Source organism: Qipengyuania mesophila (assembly GCF_019711655.1).
GTDB lineage: Bacteria > Pseudomonadota > Alphaproteobacteria > Sphingomonadales > Sphingomonadaceae > Qipengyuania > Qipengyuania mesophila.
This window is the reverse complement of the sequence record NZ_JAIGNU010000001.1, coordinates 1,063,202-1,077,302: the sequence shown is the minus strand read 5'-3', so window position 1 is coordinate 1,077,302 and position 14,101 is coordinate 1,063,202. Positions and strand designations below refer to the sequence as shown.

Sequence of the window (14,101 nt, the reverse complement as noted above, 5' to 3'; positions counted from 1 at the left end):
GGCGCACGCTACCGACAAAATCGTGGCCACCAAGGAGAGAGGAATTAATACGTGATCGACTGGAACCTTGGCGACATCCTTGATGCAATCGAGCCTGCGGTCCCAGAAGATGCTCCGGCGCTGATTCACGGCGACCGGATCATTAGCTGGCCCGAAATGTCGAAGCGTTCGAACAATTTGGCGCGCAATCTGCGCGCGCAAGGTGCAGGCGACGGGGCGAAGATAGCCTTCTACATGCGCAACCGTCCCGAATACGGGGAATTGATGGCCGCGTGCTTCAAGGGCCGCCTCACGCACGTGAACATCAATTATCGTTACCGTCCCGAGGAGGTTTTCTACATCTTCGACGATTCCGATAGCGAGGTAATTGTTTACAGTTCCGAGTTCCGCGACTGCATTCTTGAACTGAAGGAACGGTTGACCAAGGTTCATACATTTGTAGAAATCGGCGATGCTTCGCAGATCGCTTCCTTCGCGCTTCCTTACGAAAAACTTGTAGAAGGTAACGGCGCGCCTCTCGATATCGAGCGTTCCCCCGATGACCTGCTGTTCATATATACAGGCGGTACCACCGGCATGCCCAAGGGCGTGATGTGGCGACACGATGATATGCGCAAGGCTCAGCTCGACGCGCAAAAGCTGCTGGGTCCGGTTCCCCAGACCATGGAGGAAATGGTGGCCCTGGTGAAGCAGGGCGAGCTTGCGCGCATCACTTTGCCGGCGTGCCCGCTGATGCATGGAACCGGGTTCATTACTGCTATCGGCACGCTCATGTCGGGCGGGGCCATCGTCACGCTGTCCGATCCATCCTTCGACGCCGAAGAATTGTGGGATGCAGTGGACCAGCACAAGGTGCAGAGCATCGCCATTGTCGGTGACGCTTTTGCCAAACCCATGCTGCAGGCGCTGGACGCCCACCCGAAGCGCTGGGACACGAGCAGCCTGATTTCGATCATCTCGTCCGGCGTCATGTGGAGTAAACAGGTAAAGGCGGGCCTGTGCAAACATATCCCCCAGGTCATCCTCATGGACAGTTTTGGCGCTTCGGAAGGGCTGGGCTACGGCTTGTCGGTGACGACCGCACAGGGCGGCACCAACACCGCGAAATTCGGGATCGGGGAATTTTGCGACGTATTCGACGAGAACGACCGGAAGGTCGAGGCGGGGAGCGGCGTGCCCGGCTTTATTGCCCGCAAGGGCGCAATCCCCACAGGATACTACAAGGACCCGGAAAAGTCGGCCAAGACTTTCAGGACGATCGATGGCGTGCGTTACTCCATCCCGGGCGACTGGTGCCGGGTGGAATCCGATGGAAGCCTGACCTTGCTGGGCCGCGGCAGCGTCTGCATCAACACCGCAGGTGAAAAGGTTTACCCCGAGGAGGTGGAGGAAGTGCTCAAAACCCATCCCGCCATTGCCGACGCGCTTGTCGTCGGGGTGCCTGACGAAAAATGGGGCGAAGCGGTGACCGCTGTGGTGCATTTGACCCAGGATGCGGACTTCGACGCGCAAGCGATCAAGGATCACGTGCGCCAGCAACTGGCAGGTTACAAAACGCCCAAGGCGATTTGCCCAACGCAAACCGCCTTGCGCGCGTCAAACGGCAAGGCGGATTATACTACGGCCAAAGACATCGCGAAAGCGGGTGCCGGGGCCTCGTGAGCCATTCGCCCCTTCCTGACTATGATGTCGTAATCGTCGGGGCCGGGTTCAGCGGAATATACCTGCTATACAAGCTGCGTCAGGCGGGGTTCGATGTTCTGCTGGTAGACGCAGCGGAGCAGCCGGGCGGAATCTGGTACTGGAACCGCTATCCGGGAGCACGGGTCGATTCCCAGGTTCCACTTTACGAATTTTCCATTGCGGAAGTATGGAAAAGCTGGACGTGGAGCGAACGATTTCCAGGCTGGGAAGAACTGCGCGCCTATTTCCTCCACGTCTGCGATACGCTCGACCTCTGGCCGGCAATGCGAATGAAAACACGGGTCGAAAGCGCGCCGTTCGATGAAGACACCGCCTGCTGGCGATTGAAGCTCGACGATGGCGGAAAAGTAAGCGCGCGTTTCCTCTTGCCGGCCCTGGGGTTCGCCTCGAAACCCTACATTCCCGATATCCCGGGCCTTAGCGATTTCGAAGGCGAATGGTGCCATACCGCCCGCTGGCCGCAGGAAGGCATCGACCTTTCCGGCCGCCGGATCGCCCTGATCGGCACGGGTGCCAGCGGCGTACAGGTGGCGCAGGAGGCGGCAAGCTGCGCGGAGCAGCTGACGCTTTTTCAGCGAACCCCGATTCTCGCCCTTCCCATGCGGCAGGAAAAACTGGACGCAGATCGTCAGCTTCGCGAAAAATCCGAATATCCCGCTGTCTTCCAGAAAAGGCTTACGACAAGTGGCGGTTTCGAATGCCAATCGCTGGACATTTCGGCCCTGGCTGTGACCGAGGAAGAGCGGACTACGCATTTCGAGGATTTGTGGCAGCGAGGAGGGTTGCGCTTCTGGTATCATAATTTCGCTGACATACTGACGAACGAGGACGCCAATCGCCACGCCTACGAGTTCTGGCGTGACAAGGTGCGCGAGCGGATCTGCGACCCGACCATTGCCGAGAAGCTCGCTCCCGATGAGCCGCCACATCCCTTCGGGACCAAGCGACCATCGCTCGAACAGAATTATTACGAGATCTTCGCACAAGACAATGTGACGCTGGTCGATCTGAACGACACCGCGATCACTCGCGTCACCGAGGCCGGGATAGAAACAGCCACTGGCATGATCCCGTGCGATCTCATTGTCTTCGCGACCGGCTTCGATGCCGGTCGTGGCGGGCTCATCGACATGAACATCACCGGCCGCGGAAGGCTGGCGCTGGCAGAAGCATGGAAGAGTGAGATCAAAGCCTATCTGGGCATGGCTGTCGCCCAATTTCCGAACATGCTGTTCGCCTACGGACCGCTCAGCCCTTCAGGCTTTTCCAACGGTCCGACAAGCGCCGAAATCCAGGGTGACTGGATCTGCGATTTCCTGATCTGGCTGCGCGATAACAGGATCGGCCTTTTCGAAGCCGATGCGCTGGCCCAGCGAAGCTGGACCGATATGGTCGCCCAAGTAGGGTCGATGACGCTCTTCCCCAAGGCTGAATCGTGGTACATGGGCGCCAATATTCCCGGCAAACCCCGACAACTGATCAATTTCCCCAGCGTATCTGGTTACGCCGATCTATGCCACGATGTCGCACGGCACGATTATCGTGGTTTTATCAGGAATACACTATCCGGTATGGAGACTGCGCCGAAATGAATGAAATGAAACCAATCCACGACGGGTCAACAGATATTGATCCCGTATGGGCCGGCGACGGGGCGGATATACCCGAATGGTTCGCCTGGGCGCTGAGCGTGCCCCGTGAGGAAGGCTTCGTAGAGGTTGGTGGCGCGCGGGTGCATTATCTTCGCTGGGGCAGGCGTGACCGGCCCAAATTGCTCATGACTCACGGTTTTCTCGCCCATGCCCGCTGCTTTGCCTTCATCGCACCGTACCTTGCCGAAGACTACGACGTGGTGGCGTTCGATCTGGCCGGTATGGGCGATAGCGAGATGCGCGGCGTGGCCGATATAGCTGCGCGGGGAAAGGAATTTGTCGAGATCAGCGAAGCGCTCGATTTGTTTGCAGATGGAAGCAGACCGACGATCATCGCCCATAGTTTCGGCTCGGGTGCAGCGCTGACCGCCGTTTCCCAATCGCCGGATGCCTTCGCCGGCGTTATTGTCTGCGATCTCATGGTGATGCGGCCCGAAAAGCTGGAGAAATACTGGACCATGGGCAGATCGAGCCCCGGGTCGGGTAATCCTGACAAACCGGTGCGACGCTACCCCACCTACGAAGCGGCGCGCGAGAGGTATATCCTGTCGCCGCCGCAGGCAGTTGGTGAGCCGTTCCTGATGGATTACATGGCCTATCACTCTCTCCGCCGCGATGGCGAGGAGTGGACATGGAAGTTTTCTCCCGAAGTGTTCCGGCGCAGCAACAAGCCCGACGAATGGCTGACAGTAGGCCAGAGGCTGGTCGATGCGCCCGGGCGCAAAGCGATTGTGTACGGCGAGAAAAGTCAGCTCTTTGATCGCGATTCCGCCCGCTATATCCGGGAACTGGGAGGGGGAAAGATACCAATTGTTGCAGTGCCCGATGCACGCCATCATCTCATGCTGGATCAGCCGCTCGCGTTCGTCGCTGCGCTACGGGCGGTACTGGCCTTTTGGAGCCTCTGAGATCCCCCATACTAAGAGGCTGGTTCCTGGTCAGAGGCCAGCGAGATGGGGGCAAAGGGCGTCCATATTCATCTTGTACTATATCCGAACTATTGTCGCCGTCGGCACGGCGAACGCTTCGTTGGTCTCGATGCCAGCTGGGGCAAAAGCTTTATCGGGAGCAACTCGCTTAGCACGCCAACCATTGCTGATCTTTAGCAAACGTTCACTCCGCGTGCGATCTGGATCGTGGCCCATGGGGTCAAAAGATAAGGCGCTTTACTAATATCACGCGGATGTATATGCCCATGGACGGGGATTGGGCTAATTCTCTCCCTCTCCTCTCCACAGACTAAGGGGCGACCCTCGAGGTCGCCCCATTTTGCAGTAAGCGGCGGAGCCAATTATCGTCGCACTGAAGAGATGGGAAGGGATGCTATATGACACTGAGAGCGATGGTGCTCGCCACTTCGGCCATCTTGGCTTGGCCGCAGATGGCTTTAGCGCAGGATTCCACAACTGATGAGGCGGAACCCCAAGGATCCGTAATCATCGTGACGGCCCAACGCCAATCTCAAAGTCTGCAAGAGGTGCCGATCGCGGTCAGTGCCTTCGATGCTACGGCTCTCGAAAGCCAGCAGATCGAGAACGCTGCTGACCTTCAATTGACGCTCCCGAACGTCTCATTTTCGAAGGGCAACTTCACCGGGTCGTCCTTCACCATCCGTGGTATCGGCGATCTTTGTGTTGGTGTGACGTGTGACGCAGCGACGGCTATCCATATCAATGGTTCCCCTCTTTTTGGTACCCGGCTGTTCGAAACAGAATATTTTGACCTTGAGCGAATTGAGGTCCTACGGGGGCCGCAGGGCACCCTCTTCGGCCGCAACGCTACCTCGGGTGTTGTCAACCTTGTGACAGCCAAGCCTGACCTCGGTTCTTTCGGCGCGGCCGGAGAGTTCGAGTATGGGAATTACAACAGCATCAAGGCCGAAGGGATGGTCAATGTCCCGATCGGCGATTCTATCGGCGTTCGGGTAGCCGGATTCTTTCTGAATCGCGACGGTTACACCACAAACCTTTTCGACAATTCGGATGTCGACGACCGAGACATGTACGCTGTTCGTGGTTCTCTTCGTTTTGAACCCGGTGCCGATACCACTCTCGACTTCATGGCATATTATTTCAGGGAAGATGACACCCGTTTACGTAATCAAAAGCAGGCCTGCCAGCGTGACCCGCTCGGCGTGCTGGGTTGTCTGAACAATCGCCGCGACTTTGACATCACCAATGCCAATTCCACAGTCGGCGCAACGCTCAGTTCGCAAGAGTTCTTCGCTATTCAGGGAATTCCCTCAGTACTGGGATTGGGAAGCCTGTACGGCCCCGATGCATTTGCAGGATTCGATAAGCCCGACGATGTGCGCACGGTAAACACGGCGTATACTCCATTCTATTTTGCCGATGAAGTGCAGCTACAGGCCCGTCTCGAGCAGCGCATCGGAGCTATGACACTGACTGCAACCGGTCTTTATCAGGACACCGAAGTCGATTCCCGGCAGGACTACTTTCTGGGCATTCAGGATCGTACCGGCTTTGCTACGGCCTTGAACGTGTTGTCCGGCTTCGCGGCCAACGGTTTGCCTACCGGCCTCCCCGCACCTGCACCGGCGTTCGTGCCAGGTTCGTCGGCGTATTTTACCCCGATTGTGGAGGCTCTCATCCCCAATGGCCCAGGGGGCTTATTGTGCACCTCCGATAACGATGATGGGAACAGGGGCGCGTTCGAAGGTAATGTATTGTGCGGCGAAACGCCGCTATCCTTCGACAGGTCTTCAGAGCAACGCGAATCCTGGAGCGGCGAAATCCTCCTTTCCAGTGATTTCGACGGAGCATTCAATTTCCTGCTCGGAGGGATCTATGCAAAGTCCAAGACTACCGACAACAGTTACTATGTAAACTCATTCGCGCTTGACTACGCCAGTGCCATTCTGGGATCGTTTGGTACTTTGGCAGGCGGTGCACCGCCATCCTACTTCGCAACATCCATGTACCGCAACAATTCTCTCGAGGCTAATCTTGAGAGCTTCGGTGTGTTCGGGGAGATCTACGTCGACCTGACCGAGCGTCTGACCTTCACCGGAGGTTTGCGGTATAACGACGACAAGAAAGACGTGACTGCGCGCACGACCTTGATTAGCTTCCTCAATCCTTACGCGAATGACGGGGAGCCGTTCGACAGCCCGATCACTCCCTTAACCGGTCCCTCTGGTCTTTTTGATGCCGATCCTGGTACGCCAGGTGAGCAGCTGACGCAATTTAGAGAAGTAGGTTTCGATGAAATAACCGGGCGTGCGGTGCTCGACTACGAAGTTACGCCTGACAATTCGATTTACGCATCTTATGCCAGGGGCTATAAATCCGGGGGTATCAACCCGCCCCTTTCGCCCGTTTTCGATGTGGCTGAAAGCTTCGGATCAGAAACCATCGACGCATTTGAAATCGGATCGAAAAATACCTTTGCGAATGGCGCACTGCAATTAAACGCTACTGCATTCTACTATAAGTATAGCGGGTTGCAGCTTAGCCGCATCGTCGCCCGTACCTCAGTTAATGATACTATCGATGCCGATATCTGGGGTGTGGAACTAGAGTCCGTTATCCGGCCCGATCCCGATTGGCTTGTCAACTTGACGTTCAGTTATCTCAACGCGGAAGTTGCCGGCGACCAGTTCTTCTCCAATCCGCGCGACCCGGGTGGCGGCGATCCTGATGCCGTCATCATCAAGGATATCAGCAACGGTGCTAATTGTGCCGTAACCGGGCCAGCCCCCGGCGTGGCCGACGCATTCGTCGCCGGAGTGAACGCAGCTCTGGGTCTTCGTGGTCCCGAAGAATTTCCTAATGACGGCAATCTTGCGTCAAGCGGCGCATTCAGCATTTGCGATGTCTTGGCCGGAGCCGTTCCGGCGGGCAGCGGCCTTGCGGTATTAAGCCCTGGCGTAGAGGTCAACATAAAAGGGAACAAGTTGCCGCAGGCCCCCGAAATGAAGGTTTCGATGGGTGTGCAGTACACCGCCACTTTCGACAATGGCATGACTCTGGTTCCTCGCGTGGACGTAGCGCTGACTGGTGAGCAATACGGCAATATCTTTAACGGCAGGGTCAACCGGATCGAGCCATTCGTGCAAGCCAACGCGATCGTGCAGTTGAACAGTGCGGATGAGCGTTGGTTCGTGCGCGGATTTGTTCAGAACATTTTCGACAGCAGCTCGGTGACAGGATTGTACTTGACCGACGCATCCTCGGGGAATTTTACCAATATCTACACTTTGGATCCTCGTAGATATGGTGTTGCTTTGGGGTTCAGTTTCTAACAGGTCCAGATCGTGTTGGCGGGGAGATCGGTGGTCCTCCCAACGACCCGAAAGGACAGTGCCAGCTAGTTCGTATTTCGACCCATGACTTTATAGCTTTTCCAGAGCGGCGTAATGCTCGATGACCGCCTCGTAAGCCTACCGACGAGGCGGTCATCGAACCGGCCAAATGCGAGCTGCACTCGAAATGCCTGTACGATCGCTCGTTGATGTCGCTACGAGATGCTCGCGGAAAGCTTAAGGCCTTACATAGAAACGACAATGAAGAGTCACCGAATAGTGCAATCGGGATATCCGATGGTGATACTGGCAAACGCACTCTGCGAAAGGCGGAAACATGCTGACCCCTATGATCCAAGATTGGGTCGCAGTGCACGAGGTGCTGACGCGTTAGGAAAAGTTGGAAGGGGCTGCGGGGCAGACTTCTGAGAAAACTTATCCTAACTCTGTTCAGGTTTCATAACTGATTTTCGATCGACCGGAGCTGGCTCAACCGACGTGCGATTGTCGCGAGACAATTCGACCCATCCCAACCCAAGCGACTTCTGGATCGCGATCCAGCCATTTGTCATGGCGGCGATCGCCCGATCGAGATTTGCTCTGGCCTGTTCGCGCTTGCGGATCGAAGTGTCGAGTTCGCCTTGCGAGATTACCCCCGCGGCGCGGCGTTGCTCGTTAAGCTCCGCAGCCGTGTCGGCCTGCCGACTGATCTGCGCCAGCGCGGCTACGTTGGCTCTTTGTTGCCCGAACCGAGCAAGCGATTGTTCGGCGTCGCGTAGTGCGCCCAGGACCACTTCAAGATAGCGCGCTTCGGCCTCGTCGCGCGCACTCTCGGCCTGATCGATCGATGCTGCCGTGCGGCCGGAATCAAGCAGGTTCCACTGCAGCCGCGGCAAAGCGATTGCCGATAAGTTGCCCGGGTCCAGGATGTCGTCGGGCTCCGATCCGCCCAAACCGAGAATCCCCATGAAGGAAATCTTGGGGAAGCGAGCAGCCTCTGCCACGCCAATGCGCGCATTCGCCGCGGCCAGCATGCGTTCGGCGGCTCGAACATCCGGCCGCCGCGCTATTAGCGCTGCGGGATCGCCCACCGCGACCCGTTCGGGGGGAAGCGGAATTTCGGCCTGAGCCGCCAGGAGCCCGTCGAGTGCGCCGGGCGCTTCGCCCGTCAGCACCGCGAGCGTGTCTTTGAATACATCGATGTCCGCTTGAGCTTCCGCGATCTGCGACTTGAGCAGTTCGAGCTCGGCGTTCGCGTTACCGACCGGGAACAGCGCGAGAGCGCCCTGTGTATAGCGCTGATAGGTCAATTCGAGAATTTGCTGCTGCAAGTCGCGCTCTCGCTGGACAAGCTCGAGCCGCCCTTGCGCTTCTCGCAGGCTCACATACGCCCGCGCGATTTCGGCGGCGAGCTGGACTTTCGCATCCTCGGCGTTCGCCACCGAGGCCGCAGCCTGAGCGTTAATGGCCTCGACACGCCGTGCCTGCCCCCCAGCGAAATCGATCTCCCAGTTTGCATTGAGCCCGACGTTGTAGACGCTGAGGCTGTCCTGCTCTTCGGTGTCTGCAGGAGCGCCGGGCGATCCCGGGGGCGGGCCGCTGCCGATATCTAGCCCTGGGATATTCGCCTGGACCGCAGTCGCCTGCGCAGCCACGGCGGGTAGCCGGTTGGCGCGCTCCTGGCGGAGAGAAGCCCTTGCCTGTTCGATGCGAGCGCGCGCCGCGGCCACGCCCGGATTGCCGACCAGCGCGCGCGCCTCCAGTTCATTGAGAACCGGATCGCCGAGCAGCGTCCACCAGTCGCCGGCAATCGGCGCAAACGGATCGATTTCGGGGCCGGCGCGTACGAACGCATTGCCTGCGGCGGTCGCAAGTTGCGGGGGACCGGCATAGTCGGGACCGGACATGCAACCCGCGAGGAGCGCCATGGGAGCGAGGAGGGTTAGGGTCTTGCGCATAGAGTTCTCAGTGCATCGAAAGGGATAAGTTCTTCGGGAGAGGCTTGAGGAACAGTACCAGCGGCACCGTGACCAGGGTAATCGCGCCCATGGCGAAAAAGACATCGTTGTAGGTCATCACGAACGCATCGCGCTGAATGATGCCGGAAAGCATCTCCAGCGCGGCCTGTGGGCTGCCCAGCGACGCCGTCATGCCGTCCAGGTATTCCTGTAGCCGGGGGCTGTTGGCGTTGAGGGTTTCTTCCATGCGTCGACTATGATGCCACAGGCGCTGATCCTGGAACGAGGCAAGCCCCGCGAGCGCGAACGAGCCCCCGAGGTTTCGCGCCGCGTTGAAGATCCCGGAAGCATCGCCGGCATCCTCCTTGGCAACCGAAGCTACCGTCGCCTGGTTGAGGAACATCATCGTGAGGATCATGCCGATGCCACGCAGGAACTGGCTTTCGGTGAACACTCCACCTCCCGATTCCGCTGTCAGATTTATGCTGACGAAACAGCTTAGCGCCATGATGAACATGCCCGCGCCGACCGCAATGCGGATGTGAATCCTGCGGATCATGAACGGGAGAACGGGCATCAACAGGAAAGCCGGAACGCCCATCCAGAAGATCACAAGTCCGGTCTGCAAGGCATTATAATCGGAAATTATCGCGAGAAATTGCGGGATCACGTAGGTCGAGCCATACATGACCATGCCAAGCGCCAGTGCCATCACCACGACGCTGGCAAACTGCCTGCTGAGCATCAGGCGCAATTTGAGCACGGGTTTGCGCGCGTAAAGCTGTCCGTAGGTCAGAAGTGCAAAACCCACGACCGTCATCAGTGTGAGCTGGACGATCAGCGTGGAATCGAACCACTCCTCACGGTGGCCTTCTTCCAGAACGATGGTCAGCCCACCCAACCCAAGGATCATACCAGCTATTCCCGCCCAATCAGCCTCGCGCAGGTAAACCCAGTCGGGCTTTTCATGGGGTAGCCCGATGAATAGTAAAGCAAGGAGCAACGCGCAGACGGGCACGTTGACGAAGAAGGCGTAGTGCCAGCTCAGGTTCTCGGTAAGCCAGCCCCCCACCAACGGGCCCATTACCGGCCCAAGAACCACGGTCATTCCGAAGAGCGCCATGCCAATCGGCTGTTGCGATGGAGGCAGTCGCTTTGCGACGATGGTCATGGCGGTTGGAATAAGCGCGCCGCCCATGAACCCTTGACCGGTGCGACCGATGATCATCGTCGTCAGATCGGTGGCAATGCCGCACAACACCGAAAAGGCCGTGAAGGCAGAAACCGCGACGATGAGCAGCGTGCGAAGGCCGAGCAGTCTTTCCAGCCACGCGCTCAGAGGGATGATGATGATCTCGGCAACAAGGAAGGCTGTCGCGATCCAGGTGCCTTCGGTTCCGGTCGCGCCGATTTCCCCCTGGATCGTCGGCAGCGCCGAATTGACGATCGAGATGTCAAGCGTTGCCAGCATCGCCCCCAGCGCACCGGCGGCTACGGCGATCCAGGCCGTAGCATCGGCCTTTTCGACCGGCGGCGAAACCGCTGCAGCGGCGCCTGCCATCGGTCAGTCTCCGGCCGCGTTGCGGATCGAATCGAGTTGGTCTCTAGCGGCGCGCGTATCGACACTCGCGACAACAGACATGCCCGGCACCAGCAGACGCAGGATCTCGGGCGAAGCCTGAATGGATATGCGCACCGGGACGCGCTGAACGATCTTGGTGAAATTACCCGTCGCGTTCTGTGGCGGAAGGATTGAGAATTCTGCCCCGGTACCCGGCGCGATGCTCTGCACTCTTCCTGATAGCTCGAGGTCCGGCAGCGCGTCGATTTCCAAGGTGACGGGTTGCCCCGGGCGGACAAGTCCGAGCTGCGTTTCCTTGAAATTTGCTGTCACGTAGAGGCGGTCGGTCGGTACGAGGCTCATAAGGCGTTGGCCAGGCTGGACAAATTGTCCAGGTCGGACCGTGAGGTCACCCACCCGCCCGGAAATACTGGCCTGGAGCGTGGTCGATGACAGGTTCAGACGGGCGGCCTCGAGTTGCGCACGAGCGGCGTTGGCTTGCGAATTGGCCTGGTCTATCTGCTCGCTAAGCGTGTTCTGTCGGCGCTGTGCCGCCGTGAGCGCGGCGCGCGCTGCCGCGACTTGAGCCTGCGCTTCTCTGGCCTGGGCCTCCAGCTGATCGAGCCTCTCGCGCGGCTCCGCTCCCGAAGCGGCAAGGGGGCGGTACCGGACAACCTGCTCAGCAGCGAGACCAGCCTGTGCAGATGCCGCTGCGAGCTGTGCACGGGCCTGGGCAATTGCCGCGTCCTGCTCTTGTTGCTGGGCGCGTACCGTATCTGCTCCGGCGAGCGACGCGGCGATCTGGGCTTCGACCTGGTTCGTTTGGGCACGATAATCTCGCACGTCCAGCTGGACAAGCGCATCGCCCGACGCGACCGTTTGATTCTCCGTCACTAATACGCGCTCGACGTAGCCCGCAATTTTGGGGGAGATGATGACGCTGTCGGCGGCAATATAAGCGTTGTCGGTGGACTGCTGGAATCTGCCGTACGTCTGATGATTGTAATACCAGTAGCTCCCGGCGAGCAGGACCAGAATGCCGGCGATCAGCAGACCCAGCCGGACCCGCAGACTGGACAACCCCGTCGGACGTGCGCCTTCATCGCTAGCCCCTGCTGTCTCGTCCGCCATGATTATTTCGCTCCTCGCCATCGTTTGAGCCGCTGCGCGAGCGATATAGCGGCCAAAACAAAATGCGAAAGTCCTTTACTATTTTTCTCCGATCGATAGGAATGTCTCATGCCAGAAGATGAGGGCACTCTCGCACTCGACAATGTCATCACCCACGATGATCGAGCGATCTTCATGATGGACCAGATCAGCCGCGCCGCGCGCAAGGCATTCGATGACCGAGCACAGCCGCTGAGCCTCAATCGTACGCAGTGGCGTGTGTTGGCGCAGTTGATCAGAGCTCCTGCCCTGAACCAGACGGACATCGCCAGGAGACTTGAAATCACATCCTCCAGCAGCGGCCTGGAAGACATGACGCCTTCGCGCTTGAGTGACCGGACGCGGCTTGCGCAAGTCATAGCAATATTCGGTCGCCACGGGCGGGGCGGCATCACGCCCGTGTTGGGACTAGGCCGATCTCAAAACCAAAACACATTCGACGCGCCCGGATGCCCCGCTCGTGGCGATTGCGCCAGGGGACGAACCTCGGTCATGTTCTATAGCGGACAACCGAATGGAGCATGCGGGACGCGAACTTTCATTGCACCGGCCCTCTGCCGGACGAACAAACCGCTGGCGGCGTGCTAGATGGAAACTAACGCAAACTTCTCCCTAGTGGCGTGGATCGTTGGCATTCTGATGCTTACGACCATCGCTTTCGCGATGTGGCTAATCGATCCCAGACCAAATCAGGAAACATATCAGATCAAGTTTGATCGCTCCGTGGAAGGCCTTCAGTCGGGATCGACTGTAACACTATCGGGAGTCCCTGTGGGACAGGTAACATCGGTCCGTCTGGCGGAAAATGAACCGGAAAACGTGGTCGTTGTTCTGACTCTCGATCCTTCTGCGGCGAAAGTCCACGGCCTTGAAGCGACAATCAGCACGGATCTGATAACTGGAGAGGCTGCGCTCGTGCTCGAGGGCCGACGGGGTCGTCAGGGCATTTACACCGACAAGTCAGGAAAAAAGATCATTCCCGCCGCGGACGAAACCGGACTATTGGGGAGGGATGCGACCGCCACTGTAGAGACCGTGGCAAATAGCATTCGCGCTCTGAACGAAGGACTGGAGCCAGAAAAGCAACGGGTGATCACCTCCGATCTTGTCCGGCTTCGAGTCACGACGGCCGCACTCGCATCGGACGCCGAAGGTTGGGACGAACGATTGGCCTCAACAAAAGGAAGATTGTTAGACTTAGGGCACAGGGTTGGTGGATGGGGAAATAATCTTCGAGATGCAGATCGGCGGATCTCAGGGCGGAGCGCTTCTGCTATCGCGCAACGACGCCTTCGCCAATTCAGGGAGGGCGTGCAGAACGCTGAAAACAAACTTTCCCAGATAAGGAGTGGCATTCCGGCGGTCGAAGATTCTTTGGTTGAAGGTGAAACGGACCTTCGCGAGCTTAGTCGCGAACTTGCTCCTCTCAGTGAAAAAATCGAAGATATTCAGGTTGAGGGAATTACATCAAATCCTCCCCTCCCAGACTATCGGCCAAAAAGAAGAGAAGCTGGAACGAATATCGATGATTTAAAGTAAACCGAACGGATGACTGCTTCCGGGCAGAGCGCGCAGCCCGTAGAATAGCGGAGATTGGAGCGCAAAGCGGATAACGACCTACTCCGCGGTCAAGTTTGAAATTGAAATTCCGAGTCCTAAAAAAGGCATCGAACCAATACATTAGAGGGATTTTGCGGGCCTTTTGCGGGCTTTTCAGCTTGACCGAAATATCTAAACATCAGAAATTAAACGGAAAAGAAGTTCGAATGTGATGCCTCTTCTGGGCACCATT

9 protein-coding genes are annotated in these 14,101 nt (G+C 58.0%); 6 read left to right on the top strand and 3 right to left on the bottom strand.

Annotated elements, in window-relative coordinates:
* Nucleotides 1-51: 51 nt before the first annotated feature.
* The 4 genes from K3181_RS05400 to K3181_RS05385 all read left to right on the top strand — a co-directional run bounded on the left by K3181_RS05400 (nt 52) and on the right by K3181_RS05385 (nt 7,620).
* A complete protein-coding gene (locus K3181_RS05400; protein ID WP_050599568.1) occupies nt 52-1,662 on the top strand; it encodes an acyl-CoA synthetase in 1,611 nt (536 codons plus the stop codon).
* A complete protein-coding gene (locus K3181_RS05395; RefSeq protein WP_050599569.1) occupies nt 1,659-3,296 on the top strand; it encodes a flavin-containing monooxygenase in 1,638 nt (545 codons plus the stop codon). The genes K3181_RS05400 and K3181_RS05395 overlap by 4 nt, the downstream gene beginning before the upstream one ends.
* On the top strand, nt 3,293-4,264 hold the full coding sequence (locus tag K3181_RS05390; protein WP_050599570.1) for an alpha/beta fold hydrolase: 972 nt from the start codon (nt 3,293-3,295) through the stop codon (nt 4,262-4,264). Before K3181_RS05395 ends, K3181_RS05390 begins: the two co-directional genes overlap by 4 nt.
* 419 nt (nt 4,265-4,683) lie before the next feature.
* The gene (locus K3181_RS05385) at nt 4,684-7,620 is read left to right on the top strand and encodes a TonB-dependent receptor (protein ID WP_050599571.1); all 2,937 of its coding nucleotides are present in this window, start codon (nt 4,684-4,686) and stop codon (nt 7,618-7,620) included.
* Between the two features lie 440 nt (nt 7,621-8,060).
* Here K3181_RS05385 and K3181_RS05380 read toward each other — a convergent pair whose 3' ends face one another.
* The 3 genes from K3181_RS05380 to K3181_RS05370 are packed head-to-tail and all read right to left on the bottom strand — an operon-like array spanning nt 8,061 to nt 12,270.
* A complete protein-coding gene (locus tag K3181_RS05380) occupies nt 8,061-9,548 on the bottom strand; it encodes an efflux transporter outer membrane subunit (RefSeq protein ID WP_050599651.1) in 1,488 nt (495 codons plus the stop codon).
* 37 nt (nt 9,549-9,585) lie between these two features.
* Nucleotides 9,586-11,139, bottom strand: a complete 1,554-nt coding sequence (locus tag K3181_RS05375) for a DHA2 family efflux MFS transporter permease subunit (protein WP_050599572.1) — start codon at nt 11,137-11,139, stop codon at nt 9,586-9,588.
* A 3-nt stretch (nt 11,140-11,142) separates the two neighbouring features.
* Complete coding sequence (locus tag K3181_RS05370) at nt 11,143-12,270, bottom strand: HlyD family secretion protein (protein WP_247714866.1); 1,128 nt, start codon at nt 12,268-12,270, stop codon at nt 11,143-11,145.
* A 108-nt stretch (nt 12,271-12,378) separates the two neighbouring features.
* Here K3181_RS05370 and K3181_RS15835 point away from each other — a divergent pair, with 108 nt between their 5' ends.
* Both K3181_RS15835 and K3181_RS05360 read left to right on the top strand, forming a co-directional pair.
* A complete protein-coding gene (locus K3181_RS15835; protein WP_050599573.1) occupies nt 12,379-12,897 on the top strand; it encodes a MarR family winged helix-turn-helix transcriptional regulator in 519 nt (172 codons plus the stop codon).
* Complete coding sequence (locus K3181_RS05360) at nt 12,898-13,848, top strand: MlaD family protein (protein ID WP_082737151.1); 951 nt, start codon at nt 12,898-12,900, stop codon at nt 13,846-13,848.
* Nucleotides 13,849-14,101: the final 253 nt, after the last annotated feature.

Bases quoted from the DNA above. Each gene is read 5' to 3' on its own strand.
- K3181_RS05360 (WP_082737151.1), top strand. From the start codon at position 12,898: ATGGAAACTAACGCAAACTTCTCCCTAGTGGCGTGGATCGTTGGCATT.
- K3181_RS05370 (WP_247714866.1), bottom strand. From the start codon at position 12,270: ATGGCGGACGAGACAGCAGGGGCTAGCGATGAAGGCGCACGTCCGACG.
- K3181_RS05385 (WP_050599571.1), top strand. From the start codon at position 4,684: ATGACACTGAGAGCGATGGTGCTCGCCACTTCGGCCATCTTGGCTTGG.
- K3181_RS05375 (WP_050599572.1), bottom strand. From the start codon at position 11,139: ATGGCAGGCGCCGCTGCAGCGGTTTCGCCGCCGGTCGAAAAGGCCGAT.
- K3181_RS15835 (WP_050599573.1), top strand. From the start codon at position 12,379: ATGCCAGAAGATGAGGGCACTCTCGCACTCGACAATGTCATCACCCAC.
- K3181_RS05380 (WP_050599651.1), bottom strand. From the start codon at position 9,548: ATGGCGCTCCTCGCGGGTTGCATGTCCGGTCCCGACTATGCCGGTCCC.
- K3181_RS05390 (WP_050599570.1), top strand. From the start codon at position 3,293: ATGAATGAAATGAAACCAATCCACGACGGGTCAACAGATATTGATCCC.